We start from the raw sequence: 21,599 nt of genomic DNA on the forward strand, positions 1-21,599 counted from the left end.
TAATGTTCTAATTTGGATTTATTATTTTAGACTATAAATTCTTTCGAATCGCTCAAACCACCAATAGTATCTCTTAATTTAAGAATACTGCCTGGCGTTAATTCAAGCCATGAAATCCATAATTCCGGGTAGGAGCCAGTAGACCATGCGCTTGAAAATTCAAACTCTCCTGGTCTTTTATACATAAGTACAATACCATTATAGGCGCCGCAACTATAAGATCTTTGCAGTACTTCCTCATTAAGCTGAATAGTAAGTACGTGGTTATTAACAAATGATATAATTTTCCCTACTAAATTGTTTGATTCAGTAAAACTGCTCATCAAACTAGTATCTCCACCGTAATATGTTGCCTGACCAAGGAAATTACCTTCACAATATCCTGTTACGCTATCACCAATTTCTAATTCATTAGCTGTATTTGGACTAACTTTAAAAACGATAAATTGTCCGGATGGAATAATTTTATCTCCAGTTAATAATTGATCAATTCCTTCAATATCTTCTACTGGTACTTTTTCGCATTTATGCCTGAAAGAATCCCAAGTGTCTGAAAATTGAGATTGTGTGGGTTTTAAACCTGTTTTAAACCAGCTTTTTATGGTGCTTAATTTTTTTATTGCCATTTTTTTGTTTTTTAATTATGTAACTACTTTTTAATAAACTCGATCTTTTTTGGTGTCATCTCTATAATGAATATGTTTTTTTTTTCATAGAGCAGGGCTAAATTTCCTGGCAGGAATATCTTCTTTAAATGCTTGATTTAGAAAAAAATGAAAATTACTCTTGTCTGGTATTTTCGGCATTTTGCTGATGCCAATTGATAATACATAATCCATAATGGTTATTGTTTTTTAAGTGATTAATAAATAGATATTGAGATTGTTTTTTGGAAAATAGGAGGAGAGAATTCGCAAATTATTATTGCAACAAAACAATACCTCTATTTGATATTTGAGGGTGTAAAAGTAAGACTGAAGAATGGAAAATGAGCATAAAAAAGACTAGTGTTTTCAGTAGTTTCAGCAGAAAGGAAACTTACTGAAACTACTGAATACAAGTGGTTTAAAATTTCAAAATCACAAGTATCGATGTTACTTTTACATCCAGAAAAAATAGCCTAGCGATGAGTAAAAATGCAATTCACAATTTCAATCTTTCAATAAAAAATAGTGCTGATATAAAAAGCTCAGAACACTTAACAGAAGCTATCCTAAAAGAGTTAGCCAAAGTTTCAAAAGAAATAAGTCAGCAAAAAGATATAGCACAAGTATGGCAGGAGCAAAAATCTTTAAATACTACTGCTATTGTAAACAATTCTAGTACCTCAATCGGAGAAGGCGCTACTAATACCACTGCTAATGCAACGGTAAGCAATACTTCTTCGGTTTCTGAGGGAACAATAGCAAACCTCACTGTCTCAACTGGAGCAGGCACTAACGGCGCACCAGGGTTGTTTGGTACTACTTCTTCAGTTTCTGAGACAAGAACATCAACTTCGAGTGCTTCAATCGGAGAAGGCGTTGCTGATACCACTGAAAGAACAACAATTAGTTCTTCTACATCAGCCAACACTACTTCTCCGATATCGGGAGCAGAAAACGATGCTTCAAACTTAAATAGCGACATAACGGAGACTTATGCAAGTGTAGCAGCACAACAAACCTTAATAGTTCCTCAAATGCTTCAGGCTGGAATTGATCAACCAAGTATTGAAATTATTAAAGAAGAAATTAAAAAGAAATTAGATCAGGCTATCTTCACAAATGATACCGTTGGAAGAGATTATTGGACTAAAATTTTTGAATCTTTTAATAAAAATGCTTCTGCAAAAGATTTTGATGGTAAACCAGAACATACGCTGTTTACAGAAATGTATACTGCATTAAAACAAGCAAATCAGGTTGTAACGACTCAGAATTTTAATTGGGATTTGGTTCGCAGAAAAATGATCGAGTCAATTGATAATAATATACTTAAAGGAAAAATTTCTAAAGAAAGTAAAAGTCGTTGGGAAATAATCAAAAAACAATTAAAGGACGATTCAATCAATGTGGCTAATCTTTTTGAGAAATATAACGAACTGTTTTTATTACTAAAACAAGTTGAAGGATTAGACTCGTTACCAAATACCATTACAATAACTACCAAAACCAAAATATATCCTAACCTAAGTGCAGATAACTTATATGCAAATATTGGGAAAGAGGCTGTTTATGTTTTCTTAAAAGAAATAAATAACAAGGAGATTCCGGGAAGTGCTGTAAATAAAGGAGCTGTTAAAATTAAAAATACTGATGCAACTAAATTTATCACAGGCGAAAGCTTGCAATTTATTCTTGATGAGACTCTTATAAAAGAGCGTAAAGAGTATAAAAGAGAAAACATCAATTGGATTATTTACAATAGTAAAAAGAAGAATGATAAAGGAATTGTTTTTATAAATGAAGGAACTTCGTTTAATTATAATTTTGATACACCAGGAAAATATAAAGTCGAAGCTTACGGTAGAAATCCGGGATCAAATAGTAATAATAAGGGAAATGTAAAATTAGCGGCTTTTGTAGAAGTAGAAATAATCGCTCAGGAAATTACAATCGTACCTCCGACAACTGTTAAAACCAATTTCATAAGACCTTCAGTTGAAGAACAGTTATTTAAAGTAGTATTAAAAAATCCTGAAGTAAAAACATTAAATCCGTTAAAGCTTTATTATCAGATCGCTTATACAAACGCAGATAAGGTAACCACAATTTCGGACGAACAAGAATTGGATTCAACAGGTATTGTTAAGCTTGCTATGCCAAATTTAGGAGAATACAGTATTAAAGTTGTTAGTAAAGATCAATATACTCTGAATCAAAAATACAGTATTAAGACAATCAAAAACTTTATTAATAGCATAGAGATAACAGAGAACAAGGCCGAAAAGGATATTTATTTATGGAGTAAAACAAATCAAAATGCCATATTTAAAGCTCAAAACTTTATGATTGAGCCAGCTACACCACAGGAAAAACAAAATGTGAAATGGCTGGTTTATGATAAAAATGGTAAAATATACGTACCAGATCGTTTGCCATTGCAATTAGAAAATAATGATGCAGGAAAGCAATATCTGATTAAAGGAGAATCTTTTACCTTTTCAATTCCTAAAAAAGAAGGTGAATTTACAATTGAAGCATATAGTAATGTTAAAGAAGGATTTAAATCACAATCAAGTAAAAAAATATTTGTAAAACACCCACAAGTAACCGAAGCTTATTGGACTTATAATGACGGCAACAAAAAGAAAACATCTGGTTTTGCCGGAGAGATCAATCATATCAAAGCAAGTATTCCGGGATATGTCAATCAAGCGGTAAGAATTAAATTCTTCTTAAATGAGAGTAAAGTTGTCAATTATCACAACGACACCAAAACCAATGCTAATGGTGAAATAGATAAAATCTTAAAATTTGATGCCAATTTGCAGAAACAGTTTGGAATTAAAAATGGAAAAACTGCCAAAATAAGATTTGAACTGGAAGGAATACAAAACGGAAACGAACCCTATTTATTTAAGGTAAACGCCAATGCTTATAAAGAGACTGTATTAAATGTTACGACGAGTGCAAAAATAACCGATGCTTATTTTATATATGAAGGCAATCGTGTAAATCCTTTTACTCAGGTGCCTTATGGAGCAAAAGTAACTGGAATAGTTAAAACCTTTAATATGGTTGGTAAAGAAGTAAAATTGAAAATTTACAAAGATGTTCATCATGCCAAACACAGTGCTAAAGCTATTGTAGACACTGAAGGAGTTGCGACTATTAATTTTACTTTGGATAAAAAATGGAAGGAAATATCCCCATTATTAGGATTGACAGATGTGTTTTTTATTGGAATTGAAGGTGTTGAGTCTAAAATCTCTTTGAAAAATGGGCTGAATGCTGTTTTAGGGAATAATGTTAATCCAAGTAAAAAGAATATAGAAAAATTTGATGAAAATAATCCGCAATTAATTTGGGGAGCTAAAGTGAGTAAAGAGTTTAGAGTAAGAGTGGTTCAAATATGTAAAAATATAGAAAAACAAAAAGAGACTCCATTCTCTCCAAATGTGTTAATGAACATTATGGCGTTTGAAACAATCAATTCTTTTTCTCCAACAGCAGGTACTTTTAAAGATGACCCAGATGATAATAGAAAAGGCGGATACGTTGGATTAATTCAATTTGGCAAGGATGCCTCTGACCACTTAAAAGTAAAGCGATCAGAATTACTAAATATGAGTGCATTAAAACAACTTGATTATGTTGAAAAATGGTTTTTATTAAAAACTAAAGATCAATTAAAGACCGCGACAGATATTTATTTATCAGTGAATTATCCGACGGCGTCAGGAAAAGGACATATAGATAGTGAAGTTGTTTATGGTGATCCAAAAGCAGCTTATCGAGCTAATAAACCTTTTTTAAGAGAAGCTGATGAAATTGATAAAAACGGTAAAAAAGTAGGTAAAAAAGATGGGAAAACTTATGTGTGGGAAGTCAGAGAGGCATTAGAAGAAACTAAAAAAGAAGGAGAATACGCGAGGAATATCTGGAGGAATCCACTTGATAGAATGGAGTTAAGAGGATGGTATAGTACTTGGAGAATTGATGCTAGTAAATACGGAATTATTCCATCAAGAAATGCAGGATTCCATGATGGATTGGATCTATATGCTCCAATTGGAACCGATGTACATGCTTGTGTGGATGGAATTAGAGTAAATGTTGGACCAAATCCATCAACTACTTATGGAAATACGATTACATTAAAAGGATACTATAATGGAAAGTTATATTATTTCTTTTATGCCCATTTGAGTAAAATTTCTTTGAAAATAGGAGAAAAAGTAAAAGCAGGTAAAGTTATCGGGTTGACAGGGAATACAGGAGATGGCGCAAGTAAGTTATTGCCTAAACAACATCATTTGCATTTTGAAGTAAGAACATCTTCTGCACCTAAACATGCAAGTACAAGTCCAGTAGAAGCAATAAGTGAATTGAAAAATAATATTAATATGAATCCTAGCCCAGAAAGTCAGATATAAAGATAAAAAAAACTTTTTTTTAATTATTTTAGCAAAAAATATATTTATGAGAATTCTTATACTAATTTTTACATTCGCTTTAGTTTCATGTAATCAAAAACAAGAGTCATTAAATAATGATTCAGGTAATAACAAGCCTTTAAAGGAAGAAGATATTCATTCTGAAAAGAAAAATAAAGGGAAAATTTTCGTATTGAATCAGGTTTATGATGAGGATGATTACGATTTTACCAATTTACTAATTAATTATGGTGTAGGTAAATTTATCATTGATAGCGATTTTAATGAATTTATAATAGATTCAACTTTAGATAGTGAAATAAAATATCAAACATTAAAAGATTATGCATTAGATCAATACAATGATGACACTAGTATTATTAGAATATCTAATTATGTTTTCTCACTTCAAAAAAATAAAGGTATTTTATATATTGGACTTTTCAGAAGACAGGAAAAGAACAATTGGAAATGTATAGATATAAAAGGTCTTGAAAAATATTCTGATACAGGAGAATATAATTATATTTTAGGAAATAATAAAGTATTCAGTTATAGTTGCGAAACGCGTAATGGACATTCTTGTTATGCTATAGTAATTGATAAAGTAAATTCAAAAGGCAAATATGATAAAATTTTAAAAGCTATAAAATTCGATTTAGTCAATAAAAAAATTATAGAAATCGATTTAAAAAAAGAGAAAGTGGAATGTTTTCCTGAACTTGGAGATGAATAAAATATAAAAAGCATAAAAAAATCCTGTAAACGTTGTTTACAGGATTTTTTTGTGGAGTTGAGGGGAGTACAATTGAACAGTTAATTCCCATATTAATGTTTATAGACAGACTCGGTAAAACGCTTTGAAACCCTTTGTTTTAAGAGATTTTCCGATTTTACTTATTTTTTTCTAAATAATAATATTCTTTTCTCTTGAATATATTCTTTAAAATTAATGTTTTCAATTATAAAAAAAGTTGTAAAAAAATGACGCAAGGTGTTCGATAGTTGAACACCTATTTTTTAGGAATAATTGGTATTATAGTTTGCAGGATAAACAATAGAAAGGCAAGATCTTCTAATAAATTAAAAGACAGCCCTGCGAGATTCATTTTTAATTTTGTTTTTTTGTTGTTGTTGACCACAACTATAACTGATTGCTTTTTTACTTTATGTAAGTCACTAATTGCTTTCTTACTAAGTCAACAGGATAATTTTGACGAATTCAACAGCAGATATTAGCCAGAAGCCTATTTACAATAACTGTGTGTTCTAAATAAGTTACGCTTAATTTCTTACTTTTAGAAACTAAATTTAAAAAGTTGCAGATGAGGAGCATTTCAAACTTTCAATTTTTTCCTATAATAAATGACAGGATATTCGAAGAATTTGTTTGTGATATATTTAATAATGTGGATAAGACAAATTCTTACGAATTATATGGACGTAAGGGACAAAAGCAACATGGGATTGATATTTATTCCTTTGAAAAAGAGACAGTAATCCAATGCAAACACAAATTGATTACAAGACTTGATCAAAAAATAAGGGAGGAACTTTTATCTGATTTTAGTAATGAATTGGAGCGCTTTAAGGTTTTTAATGAATCGATGGGAGGGCATTTTAAAAAATTTATAATTGCATCAACTTACAAAAATGATGCTCAACTCACAACGGAATGTATGAAGCTGTCGATCCAACAAAATATTTCTTTAGAGTATTGGAGTTGGGAAAGATTAACCAAGTATATTCAAGGTGATATTTTTGATAAATATTATGATTTTTTCAGAAATTCAATTGAGGTATATTATCGAAATACTACATCATCAAATCCATTTATTCCCATTGCTAAAGAACAGCCCTTTGTAAAGCAGGTTTATGATTTTTTATCAATAAGATTCAAGGATATTAATATTCTGCATTCAAGGATGTTTTTAAATGAAAATGTTTTTGAACGTAAATTAAATGACTATTCCCGCCGAAGTGTTTTTAGTTACAAGAGTTACAATGAAGATTTCTACAGACTTTTTGCCGATCTTGAATTTGTAAATAGTACACTGGTTGATACTTTTTCTGAAGACAGATCACTATTCCATATGATGGATTTTATTACCAGAATCCTGAGTGAAAATGGCATTAGAACTATTAGAGGAAACAAATATGGGCAGGTAAAGGAGATAATTAATATAGTAAAGAAGCAGGATGATTATTTCGATCATTTTGAAAAATTCAAGTTTATTGATGCTTTCAGAGCACTGCCCTTGGATTGGGAAGGCTGCTCACTTAATGAAATGTTGAGACAGGGATATTTCTATTATAAAATCGGCGATCTGCTCACAGCTAAAAACGTATTTAAAAGCGCGTCTCTTAAGGCTCATGTTGAGGATCGTAAAATCTCTTATCTTATAGCCCAGCATAACTTACTGCATTTAGGAACATTTATTGAATGGGGATATTATAAGCTTTCCGGCAAAGCTGAAATAATCAAAGAACTGAAAAGTATTTCTCTTGATGATATTGAAGTAGATGCGACAGATCTTAAAATAAAGGAGACTATTGTACGAAGCTCATTTTTCACCTCGGCAAAAGAAAGCATTCAGTCATATACCGATAAAGTAGACGAGTTTTATTATGGATATCTTAGAGGTGTTAGGAGTTCCGTCAATTTCGAGGATGAACTAGATTATGAATATTCCATACTGCACGGTTTTATTTCTAAAAACTTCATCGTTTATGATGACTATTCAGATTATAAGCAGATAATAAATAATTTATTTAAAAGTGTAGTGGCTTCTTATTCGATTAGAAACGGATGTAATAAAATTGAAAGTTTAAACGATTTCTATCTGTATCATTTTGTAGAATATGGCGATAAGAAAGAATTTGAAAAGTATTTAAAACGATACAACTTGTACGAAATTGAATATGAGAAATATGAGAATCAAGATTACCAATTTCTCAAACTATTTTCAAATTTCGCGGAAAACTCAACAGATGAGTTCAGCGTCATACTAGAAGGAATCGAGGAATATTTTGCTTCTAATTTTAAAGAGAGGTATAATAAAATTTTTAGAAATTTTGTTTTTTTTGCCGGTATATTAAAATTAGAAACTGCCGATGTGTCAATTGTAATTGAAAATATATTTAAGGTACTGGATAATAAAACTTTAATGGAGCGATTTAATTCCTCGAGTATATATGATTTTTTTATACGGAAGAATACTCATATCAGCAACAGTGAGCTTTTGCGATTTGTTTTTTATACTGTGGAGAATGAAGGGTTTTACGATTCAAATAAACTGATTGCTTTGTTCGATGAACTACATTACAATAAAATTGGCTTATCCTTAACTGATGCAGAGTTTAAATCTCTAGTGAATTATCTGGATCCGGAGAAGTATCATAATTCTAACGGATATCACTTGATTATCACTTTTTATGCATTGCTGGCTCCTGTACACAAAGAAGATTTGAGAGATCTTCTGATTGAAAAATTAGATAAAAATTTCGATTCTGAATTGTGTTCTATGATGTTAGTTTATGAGTTAATCGACTGTGATTACAAGGACTATTTTAATTCTTTAGTTAGTTCTGCTGATATTAATAAAGAAATACTGAACCATGAAGGATTTGGGGCCGATAAAGATACTGATGGAAAAAGATATTCTGTGCTGGATGGTATATTTAACGTTATTTTTAAATATGATCTGACTCTTTCTGACCAGCGCTTTGTCAAATTTGCCGGCATATCGAATTATTATGACTGGTTGCTAGATATTAACTCGTTCGACTATAAAAAATTTAATCCTTATTGGATTGACGGATATGGTTCGATGTACTATTACAAGCATATGAAAAAGCATCAGCAGGTACTAAAACGGGAGGTTCAGAAGCATATTGTTAAAGACCACGATGAGAGACTAAAAAGGATATTTTATAACATCTTTTGTCATGAAGAGCTGTGATAAATATTTATAAATGTCGAATTATTCCAATTAATATGGATCTTTTACTTTTTATTGTAGAGCATTGTAATTTACTCACATGAGTATGAGTATTATTGCTGTTATAATTTTGTTTCCGATGTGCTGATATTATAGATCAAAATTAAATTGGTTCTACTTTTTTAGCTTTATTAATTGATTCATCCTCCAAATTAAAAATATGATAGAAAGCTTAATAGCAGCAGATACATATCCCAATTTATCATAATGCTCCGGTAGATATGATTTCATATCCTGATGCACTTTAAAACCTGCAAAAAAACAGCCGCAATTCCGCTTGAAATTTGTTGTTTTTTGGAAGTAAATACAGCAGGAAACATAAAGTCCGTTTATTGTAAGGTGCGAATTTTCAAGTAAAAAGGATTTGTCATTAAGCATTGCTAATAATGGTTTTTATGTTACAAAAAAGAAGAAGATTTTTACTAATTTTCCTGAATGTTAATTTGGAAAATTGTATTTTCAACTTTTATTTATGCAAACTTGCTAAGTGTACATATAAGATTATAAGCTTAAAGAGAGAAGCTTACTTTAGTTGTATAAATAGTATTGATCTTAATGAGTTAATATATTGTAACTTTAACTATAGGTTTTTATGGATGAAATAAATGATTTAGAAGATGTTTTGCTTTTATTTAAGCAGGCGGCGGAAGAGGCAAGGAAAGACCCGGAAAGATACACCGCTTGGCTAAGGGATGAAATTGAAACTGCAATTGTTTTGATAAACAAATTAGATAAAAAATACATCCTTGGGGCTTTGGGAGCAAGATTAATTAAAGCTTCTCCAAATCTGCACAATCAATTTATAGCAGTGTACAATGGACCTGATAAAGAAGATATAGCAGATGAGAAAATGCTGGAGGATGAACATGCAGAGGTTCTACTGGAGTATCTTATGAGTATATGCTTATCTGGTGCAAATATCAATTCGGGAATAATTCCAACTCAAAAACAAATCAATGAGATCTATGAACAACTAATTAAGTTAAAACAAAATTTTAATTTTTTGGAAGTTTCTAAAAACATCCCTGTTGATGGAAATGGAAGTGATGAATGGATCAGAAACAGTGTTGTTCAGGATACAATGAACATGCGTGGAAATGGTTATCATCAGCATATAATGGAAGTTTACCAAGAACTTTTTGCGCCTCAGGATGATTTTTTAGAACAATTTTATGGTTTTAATTCCAATGATATTTTACATACTATAATAAAACTGGATGATCTTGTCTTATCAAAAGTTGGAACACTGTTTGGATCGATGAAAAGCCATGACAGGTTTTTGAGATGGAGTGATCAAAAAGGAGGTGAGCAGGGAATTATGGAGCTTATAATGGAAAAAAGAAAAAGTCCATTTGAAATATTTGCAGATGAGTATCCTGATGTGACCCCAGTTAAAGGAGGAATGGGGTTAGTACATTATCCTCTGGAACATATTGAAGGTTATGCAAAAATATTCTGGGTAATTCCGGAGAATGAAAAAGAAGGCAAAATTTTTAATGAATTATCATGTTCTTACGGAAGTAATGCAAGTTTTTTGCTTCCGCCTCAATACAAGGGCTTTATAATGAATGATACAATTATCAAAAATAAACCTTTGATTAAAGAAAATGATAAGTTTTACCACTTTTCAATTCAGTTGGCATTTAGAAATATTTTTAGAATTACGGAAAATTTAATTAAAAATGCCAGTGAAGTATACTACGAAAATAACTATAAAGGAAATTCCAGCTATCATTCGAGGGATAATTATTTAGAAAGAAAAACAAAGTTATTGTTTGAAAGGATGCTTCCTAGTACTATTTTTTACAGTTCATTGGAGTATGAAGTGTTAGAAAATGGGGTGACTAAAAAGACGGAATTGGATTTGATAGGTATTTCAGAGCACGCAATTTATATAATTGAAGTTAAGGCTGGAGAACTCAACGATAAACATAAAAGAGGAGCCTTGAAAGGATTAAAGGGCAGGATAGAAGACACAATTGACTATGGATCTTATCAATGTAACCGTGCTAAGAAATATATCCTGGAAAAGGAAAAAGTTTCATTTGAATATATTGAGGATGGATCCAGGAAGGTTCTTGAAATAGAAAATGCTGCACAAAAGGAAATTTTTAAGATAACTGTTACTTTAGAGCATTTTGCGGCAGTGTCAATTAATTTAAGGTATCTAATTGAAGCAGGAATATTGAACGAAGATTACAAATGGTCCTGGATAGTCTCTTTATACGACCTGATGATTTTTTCCGAACTGATTGAGAATGAAAATGATTTTAATGACTATTTGAGGAACAGATTAAAGATTTACGAAATGAAAAATGTTGAGTTCATGGACGAGATTGACATACTAGGGTACTATCTGGATGGAAATTTTCCAATTCAAGAAACAGAAGAGAGGCATGTAATTTATTCCACATTTTCTCAGGAAATTGATTCGTATTATATTAAAACGGGGGTTGGGATGCCTGATATTCCCAAACCGAGGAAGAAGTAATTGATAAAGCAGGAATATTTTTATATTTGTAAAGGTTCAAATTTAAATATACGCTTTTAATGTTAATGAGTCTTTTAGTAATGACTTTCTTTTTCTGGTAAATCAAACAATAAAGCGGAAGACGGGTTTTAGTTTGTTATTTGAACAGCTGATTCCTATCTTAATGTTTATAAATAGGCTTGTGAAAAAGACCGAAAATACTAGTGTTTAGAGTGTTTTTACGAAGTTTTTTAATTAAATAAAAATCATTAATCTTTAACTTTTTTTGTTGTTTTTCCTAAAAGTGATTCTTTTTTTATCTGCAAATAATTAAAAAAAAGATAGCTAAGTGTTCGACAGTTGAACACGTTAAAATACCTTTGTTTAATCCATTTCGTTGATTGAAATCAGTGACGCGTAGTTTTGTAATTATTTGTATATTAGCGTATTAACTTTGTGATCACTTAGCTAATATAAAAATGAAAGATAATAAAGTAACCATTGGTATTTTGATTGTCGTTGTTGTCGCCATCATCGCTTTTGTAATCATTAAGATTTTTCCAGATCCCAATGAAACTGAGACAGAGACAGTTTATTGCGGTGCCAATAATTCCATGCCAACCAAAGTATTCAAAAATCCCACCAAAGCATTTCCTGCATTTGCTCAAAGTTTCAATAACAAAATTGATCTCGTAACTGAAATAATGGATAGTCTTTCAACTAAACCCAAAGCAACATTATCGATACAATTGAACAATCAAATAGTAGAATTGCGAGAAAAGTTAAATCAGGAAAATATCAGAATGGAAACAATAATGAAAAGCAATTTCTTGGCTTTTAATGCTAATCCTTGTGATGTAGAAATCCGAAAGAAATATTATGACCTGTTAAATGTAATTGCAGAAAAAAATAGCGACCTGGAGAATTTAAAAGCTCAACTAACCGTTGCAGTATCCAAAGGCGGAACAAAAGACCCCGAATTCAAAATTGTTGCAGACACAAGCAAGATTCAATCTTCTATCTCAAAATTTACCGAGAACTATAATTTTAAATAATAATAAACATGAAAGCAAATAAATTCAGGTGTTTTGTTTTGCTTTCACTATCAATGATTGTAAATAGCTGTCATGATTCTGGTACTTTGATAAAGCCACCCCAAAAGACAAATTACCCATGCGCTGACAATTGTGTGTATTATAGGGTTGAAAATCTGTACCCTTTGAAACAGCCTACGCAAAACTCGTGTTGGGCAACTGTTTTAACAATGCTTTTATCGTGGAAAGAAAACAAGAAATTGGAAATAGAAGACGTAATGGGTCGATACGGGGCAAAGTACACAAATCTTTACGATAAATCTGATGAGATTGGAATAGGCGTCGATGATGAAATGGCATTGTATAAACAAGCAGGCCTGACTATCATGCAACAATTGAATCCATCGATCGAGGGCTGGGAAAGTTATTTAAAAGAATATGGCCCCCTTTCAGTAACGCTCGATGCAAATCCGCCATTTGGTGGCACAGTCCATGCAGTATTAATTACAGGTATATTCGGAACAGTTGATGGAAAGCATACGGATATCTCCTATATCGATCCTTTAGATGGTAATGAACACATCATGAAATTCATGGATTTTCTAAAAATGTATGAAGCCAAGTACAGTGTAGACTGGCAGATCCAAATAGTGGGAAATAATGTTATAAAATGATTTTAATAACTTTTTAATTCAGTTTACAGTTTTAATTTTCTTTAACCTTCAATAATATAGTGCGATGTGCAGTAAGGGTTACACGCTCGCTAAAACTGTTGCGATATCCTGTCCAACCTTCTCTATTAAATCTACGAGGTAATTCAAATCGCTCATACCATTCAGGATTTTCATTTATAACAGCGTTGATTTCCTTTAAGAATCCTTTCTCGTAATGATCCATAATTTTATCGGTTTGGTTATCGAGTTCACTAACCTTGGGAATATAGTTCACGACAAAAGCTGCAGTGTTGTCCTGTTCTTGTAGCTGCTCCAGCATTTCTTTATCGAAAAAGTCCAAAACAAACTCATAATCATCTATGAAAAAAACTTTGTGTATCATAATAGCTATTTATACAAATATAGACCATTTCTTTAAATACTTTTATTTTCTTTTTAATGCAATTATAAACCTATGGTTTAGTAATAGTAGATGAAGCCTCGATTATTGCAGTGTCGTTTTGATTTTTAATTATTACTGCATCAAGCAAATCAAAATGATAAAAAAACTTACAAATTATCTTTATATAAACCTCATATTAAAAACTCTTTTCCCTAATATTGTCCTTTAGAAATAACTACTAATTTATAAATAGGTTGAAGAAAATTTTATCAGATATTATTAAAAATTTTGCAAAATTGGGAATAAATTTGAATGGGTCTACCAGAAAGGCAGAAGTCACAAAGATATTGGATAGTTTAAATAATCACTTTGCTGAAGGTCATGAAATAACTAAAGAAGATCGAAGCCTTGAATCACTATACAGTATGCTTATTCATAAATCATCCTGTTATAAAGAGAGTATCAATCAAATCCAGAAAATGTATTCAAGTAGAAGAGAAAAATTTTATATTGATCACAATAAATTTGATCTAGTAGCCATTTCAATAGCAGTGAAAGGGAAAAAGTTTGGATGTTTTGGGACATCACACAATTATTTGAAAAATGATAAGTTTGAAAAAAAATTAAAAGCCCGATTAACATCAGTACTTGGTGAAATTGGTAAACCTTCATTCAAAACCAACTCGAAAAATATTATTGGAAAATGTGCTGAGGTTAAGGCGGCAAATAATGTTCTTAAACTGGAAAAAAAACTGGAAATTGAAAATTTATTATTTACAAATGCAATACGGCCCAGAACTTTAGAAGTGAGAAGTAGATGTATTAATTGTGTAGAAGTATTTGGCAATGAAAAATAAAATAAATAACTCAGCGGATTTCGATTTAGATCTTTTTTTCTTATATAAAAATATTGTTTGCCATTTTGCAACCGCTGGACTTCAGATTAAGGATGGAATTTTTTTCGATGGTTCTCATAATGACTTTAGATATAGTATTAAAAACTATGATTACCTAAAACCTTTTGACTTTGTAATTAATCCCTCTTTAGATGAAATTATTGCATCAAAGTATGACGCTAATAAGGATTTTGACAGGCAAAATTATGAAGAGGATTTTAAAAATTATGCTAAAATGGGGTTGTTTTCATTTGATCGTACAAATATAAATTCGCAGTATGATACACAATTTCATCTTGTGGCTTATCCAATTTTAAATGAAAGTTACAGAATGTTTTTACATGATATGACAGGAATATTTTTTGATGGGAATATAGATGAATTAAATGTTAACGTAAATGGACTGGTAAAAAGAGTTCTAAATAAATCTGTTGATTTTCCTTTTTAACAGGTAATTTAAAACAGCTTAAAAATTGCAATCACAAACTATGGAAAAAAAATTCGTGTTCCCAAATGCAGGTATTCATATTGTTTCCTGGAAGATCGGTGAAGCTGATTACTTCTTAGAAGAACTCAAAGAAACGCATCCATTGGATCCTAAATTCAATTACATTTTTAGTGCCTATGTTTCCGCTTTAAGGAGCATAACTTTTACATTACAATTTGTGATGACAAAATATCCCAATTTTGATGATTGGTACAAAATAAGGCAGGAAAAATTACGTAGTAGTAAGTTAGCAAAAGCTTTTGTTGAATTTAGAAACCATGCACAAAAAACAGGCATAATTCCAATTGCTCCTGAAAATAGTATTTATGAAGGAATATTTTATGATTCAACACAATTTTATGTTCCGACTAATAGTCAAATCAAGGAGGTTCCAAGTGGAAACGTAGTAGAACTTTCTGAAAAATGTTTAGTGGAAGTGCTTACTGTTGTTGCGGAATGTTATAAAGATTTTGATATCTACATAGATCCAAGAGTTTTATTTACTGAACGAGGAATTGACAGCTTGAACTGGACAGTTGAAGATGTTGAAGAATACGTTGGTTTTCTCAGAGGATATACAAATGCTGACTTTAATGACGATGAATTATCGAATCGACAAATTAGGCTGAATTTACTTCGGAACCATGGAGGAGATGAAACCCTTCAGGAGTTTTTAGATAAATATTTAACAGAATAATGCAATGACTTTCCCCAACAGCGTATTGCGAAAATTGTAAAACTTTCGTTGTATTCACGTTTACAATTCGCAATAAATTTTATCTTTAGAAGTAAATAACTGGTTACGGACTTTCGCAATACTGCAAGGTTACGAAACGTCATGTGATATTAAAAAAAACGACACCTTGCAAAACATTATCGAGATTATAGAATATGAAAATGAAAGTCACAGAGTTGACTTTAAAATGATTGAGTATAGTTTAGGAAGAGATCCTAAGAAGAATGAAATACTTAAAGACATTTCTGCTTTTGCTAATCACTTATCTGATAGTGAAAAATTCATAATAATTGGCATCAAAGAATTGGAGGATAAAACAAAAGAAATTATTGGGATAGATAATCCAACTGATGAAGCAAAATATCGTCAATTTATTAATGACAACATTGAGCCACCAGTGAATTTTGAATATCAACATTTTATTTATAACGAGAAAACAATATGCTTCTTTAGACTTTTTGAAAACAACAATCGCCCCTATCTCTTTAAGAAGGATACTAAAAATCCAATTGACGGAAAAACATTATTCAAATATGGTGATGGGTTTATAAGAGTTGGAACATCAACAAAAAAAATTGGAAGAAAAGAATTAGATGACATAACTGAAAATAAAAACAAGCATTTAAATCGACAGGCAGATATTGATATTGTACCAGTTGTTGGACAATATCGGGAATGGGGCGTGAAATATCTTGATTTAAATATTTCAAACAGATCAAATAAATCGATCGATATTGATGTCGAAATAATTATTAAAAAATCTCCTGCTTATGAAATTTTATTAGAAGAAGATTTTTTACGTGAAATTGAAAAAAATAAATATAATGCAAAGAAAGCAAGTTTTTTTGCACCTATAGTAACTCCAATTAATCCAGTTTTAAGTAATATTCATATTGATGCGAAAGAGAATAACAATGAATTTATAGTTGCGAGAAATCCTTTGAAACATAAATTTGCTGTAACATTAGCTCAAAATTCAGTCGACAATGATATATTTCTCAAGTCTATTATGATATTGGAAGATAAATCAAATGTGATTGATGCAACTGTAGTAATAAGAAGCGATGATTTTACAGAAGGAGCAATAACAAAAAACATAAAATTTACAACGTAAAAAAACGCTTAACATCTATACTGCAACAACGCAATTGGATAGCCCTAAAATGGCACTAAAATAATTTTATACCTGACTTTGGTGCTATAATTTAGTTTGTTTGGGATTGTATTATTGTTTTAGATGGTAATGGTATAATTTTGTCCAAACCAGATTCCACTAATAATTCTTCCATCATAATTTGATATATATCAAGTCCTTCTTTCTCACATACATCAAAGCATTCATGTATTAATTCATTTCTCAACTCTGCATCTTCTTTGCTATAATAAAGGGTGTTGTCAGCAACGTTTACATAATCATTAAAATCATCATCAGGATGAAAACTTAAACCTACTGCTGTCAATTGTTTTGCAAATTGCTTAACCTGTTCTACTGTTAAAATTTCGGTTATCATTATAGCTGTTTTTAGGATTAAGATTCAATTAATAGATAAGCAAAATCTTGATCTGCTTTTACTGTAATACAAATGTAACTATTTTAGGATACATTTTTTTATAACAATCTAGTTCACGGTTTTCAATTTACATTAAAGCTGTGGTGTGACAAATCCTAATTTTTTCAGTATTTTTAGTCCATTGGTTAAATAATTTTTTATCCAATTTTTACGTGAATTCGCAATGATATCATTGTAATTCTCTCCATTGCTGAGCCTGTTTTGCAGTTCAAAAGTGTAAAGTATGTTGTAAGCAAAATTGAATTTAATATTGTATAACTGAAAAAATGAAATGTACATTTCAGAAAATAATGATTTTACTTAAGAAGCCTGCAAAACCAAGCTCTCGCATGTTGTTTTCAGCATTGGCCTTTAAAAATGAAATGTGCATTTTACAAAAATAACAGATAGCAATTCCCTGTTATACACTCTCTAGAGTGATTTTTTAATCAAATCATCATCAATGGGTTGCCTTATGGGGCGCTTCATGCATTGCCTCAAAAAAATAACAAGAAATTAATATTCAGGAAATTACGAAAAATCAAAATGTACATTTCATTTTATATTTGTGTACATTTCAATTTTTGGCTCATATACTGATTTTTAGTTGATTAAATATGTTTTTGTTGTTTATGGCGTTTTACTTAATAGTGCAAATGATTTATTGTAATCAATCATTTAATGTGTTTAAAAATGTTCAATAGCAAATGAAATAAAAATATTAGTTATATGAAGTCAGCCTATTTATACGTTCGTGTAAGTACGGACGAACAAAAAAGAAAAGGTTACTCCCTGCCGGAACAGGAGGATAGATTATTGAAGTATTGTAAATATTACGATATCGAAATCAGAGGAATTTATCGTGAAGATTACTCTGCAAAGAATTTCAATAGACCAGAATGGAACCGATTATTTTCAGAGATTAAAAAGAAGTCTTCAGGAGAAGATAAAAATATTCTATTTATCAAATGGGATAGATTCAGTCGTAATATTGAATACGCTTACGAAATGATTGGGAAGCTTCGGAAATATAAAACGACAGCAAAAGCTATTGACCAGCCAATTGATTTCTCTGTGCCGGAAAGCACAGTTATGCTGGCTGTATATTTAGCTGTCCCGGAAGCAGAAAATGCAAGGAGAGCGCAAAATACTTCGAACGGTATTCGTCGAGCAAAGCTGATGGGGAGATATCCTAGCAAGGCGCCTTTAGGATTTATCAATTTGACATCATTGGACGGGAAAAAAGGAATCGCTCCTAAGGAGCCTGAAGCCGAAATTATAAAATGGATTTTTTATCAGGTTGCGAAAAATGATCATAAAATATCTGAAATCATGAAAATAGCTAAAGATAAAGGATTGTTATGTTCTAGATCACACTTTTTCAGGATTTTGCATAATTCAGTTTATTGTGGGCTTATACCAGTCAAACTTGACTCTGGTGAAGAGCAGTTAGTGAAAGGTCTACACGAACCATTGATATTTGAGTTTTTGTTTAATCAGGTTCAGTCTGTTATTAATACCAAAAGAAAAACTACAGCTAAAAAATATGATTTACAATCAATGTTTTTTCTTGGAGGGGTTTTAATCTGTCCTGTTTGTGATCGAAAACTTCTGGGAAGTTTTTCAACAGGGAGATTAAAAAAATATCCATACTATCATTGTCGCAATCGCTGTAGAACAAGGATAAATGCAATTTTTCTTAATGATTGCTATCAAAAGAAGCTTCAACAGTTAATGCTCTCAAATAATACGATTGAATTATTTAAAAATATTTTGGAAGACCAGAATATAAAGACACAGAAAGCAAGTTATTTATATGCGAAGAAAGTATTAGAGAGAAAAATAAATGACGAGGGTTTAACACTTTCTCAGGGCAGAAAATTATTTATTGCCGGAATATTAAAACTTGATGATTACAATGAATTAAAAAAAGAGAATCAATTCAACACCAAAAATCTTAAAAAGGAAGTACGTGATATTTTAATTAAATTAAAAGCTATTGATAAAAAAAGTCAAATAGAAGAGAAAGCTTTAGTTGAAATCTTTCAAAGATTTTCTGAATTTGAGGTCCCAGATAAAAGACATCTTGTAAATCTTATTCCACCTAACAATGTTGATTATAAAACTGGAGATCTATCTTTAGATTTGAATCAAGCATTTTTAAAAATACTATCAAAAAAAGATAACCGAAAAACTGAAAAAAGATGAACTTTATTGAGAAGAATGTTTCAGTAGAAAAAGCAATTGCCATTCTTTCTAAGAGCGGCATTCAGATAAACGAAGATGAAGCCAAAATTATATTGGAATTGTTATATTTAGTATCAAAAAATTACGATAAACCCAGAGAGAAGAAAATGCTATATCCTTAACGGGACTTCGAATCATTATTCAGTCCGGATTATCTCACTAATAGAACTGCTTTGAGACCGTTTATCTTAAACAGACTTAGGAGTCCTTGTGAAAAAATCGAACCTAAAATATGTGGCTATAAAGCTAGATAAATGAGGACTTATGGCTATAAAAAAGGAGACAACTATTAACTAGCTGTCTCCTTAAGTGGAGTCGCCGGGAATCGAACCCGGGTCCAAACAAGCAACTAAAGAGCTTTCTACACGTTTATTTCCTGATTGGATTTTCGATGTTAAGCTAGGTCAGGAACAACCACTCAACACTTATCTTCTTAATTTCGATCTCCACCCGAAGCTCATGGAAATCTAGGTTTATTTTTACGGTTCCCCTAAACTGACCGCCACAAACCAAGGCTTTCAAGGAGAATCCAGCTTCCCTATCTTATAGGGACGTGGCTAATCTTACTATAATTCGGATTATGCAGCTAAAGCGTAGTTATTTTCGCCGTGTAAAATTGTAAGATCTTATATTTACGAGCAAGGTCTCAATGCTCGACGTGCTTACTTTCCAATTCGACTTGCTGTCAAAACCAGTCGACCCCAAAAATGAGTTTGCAAATTTATACTATTTGCGGTTAGATAAATAATAAATTTTACTTAAAAATGATATTATTCTTCATCCTTGAAATTAAAAGGATAATCTCCAAAAATTGGTGCCAGTTTACGAACTGCATAAGTGTTTCTGGTCATTTTATTGGATAAGGCAAGAATGGTAACATTTTCTTTCTGTAAGGTAATATAAGATGAGGTATTACCGTGCCACCAGCCGTTATGAAAATAGAAATTTTGTCCGGTTTCCCAATTGATCATTCGAATCCCCAAGCCATAATTTTTTGTTCCTTTTCTTTCATTGCTGTAACCTGTAAAAACTTCTTTTAACAAAGCAGGTTTCAAAAAGTCAGGTGAATTTCTTGCTCTGTCAAATTTTAAAAGATCGCGTACAGTTGAAAAGACATTTTTATCTCCGTAAACATTATCCAGATAATCAAAACCAATTTCTGCGCCATTGCCCTTGTATGAAGGAACAATCTTTTTTCTGTCTTTGTCATCGTCAAAAACATAAGTGTGAGTCATTCCTAAAGGTTTAAAAATGATTTCAGACATGGCTTCCTTATAAGTCAGACCGGTAACTTTTTCAATAATAAGCGCCAGCATTGCGTAATTGGTATTGCAATAACCAAAGCGAGTTCCCGTTTTTGATTCCAATCCAATATCTTTTGTTGCCAGGATATTTAAAATATCTTTATTGGTAAGCTGATTATGTCTATCCCAAACCGATTTGTCATGGTCTGTAAAATAGGCGTAATTGCGCATACCACTGCGATGACTTAAGAGCATTCGAATTGTACAGTCTTGGTATGGAAATGTTTTTAACAGTGTATTTACTTTTTGATCTAAATCAATTTTTCCTGCATTGACCAGTTTTAAAACCGCCGTAGCAGTTAAAACCTTGCTGACAGAAGCAATTTGTACAGGTGTGTCTGCAGTTATTTTTGTGTCTTGGTTTTTATTGGCGTATCCATTATATCTTTCAAAAATAATCTGACCATTTCTGGCAACAAGAAAACTTCCGTTCATGCTGTTGTTTGGCCAATTTTTAGTGTAAAAATGATTTATTCTCCCTTTTACTGAATTTACATAAGCCTGTGAAAGTCTTTTTTCAGGACCTAACGGCTTCATCTTTGGCATTGTATCTTCAACTGTTGAGGTAGTATCAACACTTGTTTTTTTATCTTTTCCGCATGAGCTTAAAACTAAGATTAGAAAAAGTATTTGTGGTATATTTGTTTTTTTTAGGAGACTCATTTTCATCGTTCTTTAAAAACAAATATATAGAATTCAATATTTATGTTTTTGGTTTTTGATTCTTTAAGAAAACTA

16 protein-coding genes and 1 other RNA gene are annotated in these 21,599 nt (G+C 31.2%); 12 read left to right on the forward strand and 5 right to left on the reverse strand.

Translation table 11 applies throughout. The annotated features are described in order from the left end of the window. Positions 1-26: 26 nt before the first annotated feature. Positions 27-626, reverse strand: a complete 600-nt coding sequence (locus AC1RRN_RS05430; RefSeq protein WP_492966329.1) for a hypothetical protein — start codon at positions 624-626, stop codon at positions 27-29. A 500-nt stretch (positions 627-1,126) separates the two neighbouring features. On the opposite strand from AC1RRN_RS05430, the gene AC1RRN_RS05435 reads away from it, so the two are divergent. The 6 genes from AC1RRN_RS05435 to AC1RRN_RS05460 all read left to right on the forward strand — a co-directional run bounded on the left by AC1RRN_RS05435 (position 1,127) and on the right by AC1RRN_RS05460 (position 13,259). Further along, positions 1,127-5,080 (forward strand): M23 family metallopeptidase, encoded by a 3,954-nt coding sequence (locus tag AC1RRN_RS05435; protein WP_492966330.1) that lies wholly within the window; start codon positions 1,127-1,129, stop codon positions 5,078-5,080. Positions 5,081-5,126: 46 nt separating this feature from the next. Continuing rightward, entirely contained in the window at positions 5,127-5,816 is a 690-nt protein-coding gene (locus AC1RRN_RS05440; RefSeq protein WP_492966331.1) for a hypothetical protein, read from the forward strand. Between the two features lie 589 nt (positions 5,817-6,405). Further along, positions 6,406-9,042 (forward strand): hypothetical protein, encoded by a 2,637-nt coding sequence (locus AC1RRN_RS05445; protein WP_492966332.1) that lies wholly within the window; start codon positions 6,406-6,408, stop codon positions 9,040-9,042. A 631-nt stretch (positions 9,043-9,673) separates the two neighbouring features. After that, a complete protein-coding gene (locus AC1RRN_RS05450; protein ID WP_492966333.1) occupies positions 9,674-11,572 on the forward strand; it encodes a hypothetical protein in 1,899 nt (632 codons plus the stop codon). A gap of 458 nt (positions 11,573-12,030) precedes the next feature. Then, positions 12,031-12,606, forward strand: coding sequence for a hypothetical protein (locus AC1RRN_RS05455; RefSeq protein ID WP_492966334.1), 576 nt, complete (start codon positions 12,031-12,033; stop codon positions 12,604-12,606). 8 nt (positions 12,607-12,614) lie between these two features. After that, on the forward strand, positions 12,615-13,259 hold the full coding sequence (locus tag AC1RRN_RS05460; protein WP_492966335.1) for a papain-like cysteine protease family protein: 645 nt from the start codon (positions 12,615-12,617) through the stop codon (positions 13,257-13,259). A gap of 31 nt (positions 13,260-13,290) precedes the next feature. Here the strand turns inward: AC1RRN_RS05460 and AC1RRN_RS05465 are convergent, their stop codons facing one another. Continuing rightward, positions 13,291-13,641, reverse strand: a complete 351-nt coding sequence (locus tag AC1RRN_RS05465; protein WP_492966336.1) for a hypothetical protein — start codon at positions 13,639-13,641, stop codon at positions 13,291-13,293. Positions 13,642-13,895: 254 nt separating this feature from the next. On the opposite strand from AC1RRN_RS05465, the gene AC1RRN_RS05470 reads away from it, so the two are divergent. From AC1RRN_RS05470 to AC1RRN_RS05485, 4 genes are all read left to right on the forward strand, one after another. Continuing rightward, positions 13,896-14,498, forward strand: a complete 603-nt coding sequence (locus AC1RRN_RS05470; RefSeq protein ID WP_492966337.1) for a hypothetical protein — start codon at positions 13,896-13,898, stop codon at positions 14,496-14,498. Then, a complete protein-coding gene (locus AC1RRN_RS05475; RefSeq protein ID WP_492966338.1) occupies positions 14,488-14,985 on the forward strand; it encodes a hypothetical protein in 498 nt (165 codons plus the stop codon). Before AC1RRN_RS05470 ends, AC1RRN_RS05475 begins: the two co-directional genes overlap by 11 nt. A gap of 25 nt (positions 14,986-15,010) precedes the next feature. Beyond that, the gene (locus tag AC1RRN_RS05480; protein ID WP_492966339.1) at positions 15,011-15,721 is read left to right on the forward strand and encodes a hypothetical protein; all 711 of its coding nucleotides are present in this window, start codon (positions 15,011-15,013) and stop codon (positions 15,719-15,721) included. Positions 15,722-15,887: 166 nt separating this feature from the next. Continuing rightward, positions 15,888-16,874: an AlbA family DNA-binding domain-containing protein gene (locus AC1RRN_RS05485; RefSeq protein WP_492966340.1), complete on the forward strand. Its 987-nt coding sequence runs from the start codon at positions 15,888-15,890 to the stop codon at positions 16,872-16,874. Between the two features lie 91 nt (positions 16,875-16,965). Here AC1RRN_RS05485 and AC1RRN_RS05490 read toward each other — a convergent pair whose 3' ends face one another. Continuing rightward, positions 16,966-17,271, reverse strand: coding sequence for a hypothetical protein (locus AC1RRN_RS05490; RefSeq protein ID WP_492966341.1), 306 nt, complete (start codon positions 17,269-17,271; stop codon positions 16,966-16,968). A 768-nt stretch (positions 17,272-18,039) separates the two neighbouring features. Here AC1RRN_RS05490 and AC1RRN_RS05495 point away from each other — a divergent pair. Together AC1RRN_RS05495 and AC1RRN_RS05500 are read left to right on the forward strand one after the other, a co-directional pair. After that, positions 18,040-19,518: a recombinase family protein gene (locus AC1RRN_RS05495; RefSeq protein ID WP_492966342.1), complete on the forward strand. Its 1,479-nt coding sequence runs from the start codon at positions 18,040-18,042 to the stop codon at positions 19,516-19,518. Continuing rightward, on the forward strand, positions 19,515-19,679 hold the full coding sequence (locus AC1RRN_RS05500; protein WP_285225772.1) for a PTS sugar transporter subunit IIBC: 165 nt from the start codon (positions 19,515-19,517) through the stop codon (positions 19,677-19,679). The genes AC1RRN_RS05495 and AC1RRN_RS05500 overlap by 4 nt, the downstream gene beginning before the upstream one ends. Positions 19,680-19,864: 185 nt before the next feature. Here the strand turns inward: AC1RRN_RS05500 and ssrA are convergent. Further along, positions 19,865-20,260: a transfer-messenger RNA gene (ssrA, locus tag AC1RRN_RS05505) on the reverse strand. Between the two features lie 67 nt (positions 20,261-20,327). Then, a complete protein-coding gene (locus tag AC1RRN_RS05510; RefSeq protein ID WP_492966343.1) occupies positions 20,328-21,530 on the reverse strand; it encodes a serine hydrolase domain-containing protein in 1,203 nt (400 codons plus the stop codon). Positions 21,531-21,599 lie beyond the last annotated feature (69 nt).

The sequence above is a fragment of the Flavobacterium sp. GW821-FHT11G01 genome (assembly GCF_058808175.1).

Excerpts from the sequence above, each read along its gene's own strand:
- AC1RRN_RS05445 (WP_492966332.1), top strand. The coding sequence starts at position 6,406 with ATGAGGAGCATTTCAAACTTTCAATTTTTTCCTATAATAAATGACAGG.
- AC1RRN_RS05455 (WP_492966334.1), top strand. The coding sequence starts at position 12,031 with ATGAAAGATAATAAAGTAACCATTGGTATTTTGATTGTCGTTGTTGTC.
- AC1RRN_RS05495 (WP_492966342.1), top strand. The coding sequence starts at position 18,040 with ATGAAGTCAGCCTATTTATACGTTCGTGTAAGTACGGACGAACAAAAA.
- AC1RRN_RS05465 (WP_492966336.1), bottom strand. The coding sequence starts at position 13,641 with ATGATACACAAAGTTTTTTTCATAGATGATTATGAGTTTGTTTTGGAC.
- AC1RRN_RS05460 (WP_492966335.1), top strand. The coding sequence starts at position 12,615 with ATGAAAGCAAATAAATTCAGGTGTTTTGTTTTGCTTTCACTATCAATG.
- AC1RRN_RS05430 (WP_492966329.1), bottom strand. The coding sequence starts at position 626 with ATGGCAATAAAAAAATTAAGCACCATAAAAAGCTGGTTTAAAACAGGT.
- AC1RRN_RS05475 (WP_492966338.1), top strand. The coding sequence starts at position 14,488 with ATGAAAAATAAAATAAATAACTCAGCGGATTTCGATTTAGATCTTTTT.
- AC1RRN_RS05450 (WP_492966333.1), top strand. The coding sequence starts at position 9,674 with ATGGATGAAATAAATGATTTAGAAGATGTTTTGCTTTTATTTAAGCAG.
- AC1RRN_RS05435 (WP_492966330.1), top strand. The coding sequence starts at position 1,127 with ATGAGTAAAAATGCAATTCACAATTTCAATCTTTCAATAAAAAATAGT.
- AC1RRN_RS05490 (WP_492966341.1), bottom strand. The coding sequence starts at position 17,271 with ATGATAACCGAAATTTTAACAGTAGAACAGGTTAAGCAATTTGCAAAA.
- AC1RRN_RS05510 (WP_492966343.1), bottom strand. The coding sequence starts at position 21,530 with ATGAAAATGAGTCTCCTAAAAAAAACAAATATACCACAAATACTTTTT.
- AC1RRN_RS05500 (WP_285225772.1), top strand. The coding sequence starts at position 19,515 with ATGAACTTTATTGAGAAGAATGTTTCAGTAGAAAAAGCAATTGCCATT.
- AC1RRN_RS05440 (WP_492966331.1), top strand. The coding sequence starts at position 5,127 with ATGAGAATTCTTATACTAATTTTTACATTCGCTTTAGTTTCATGTAAT.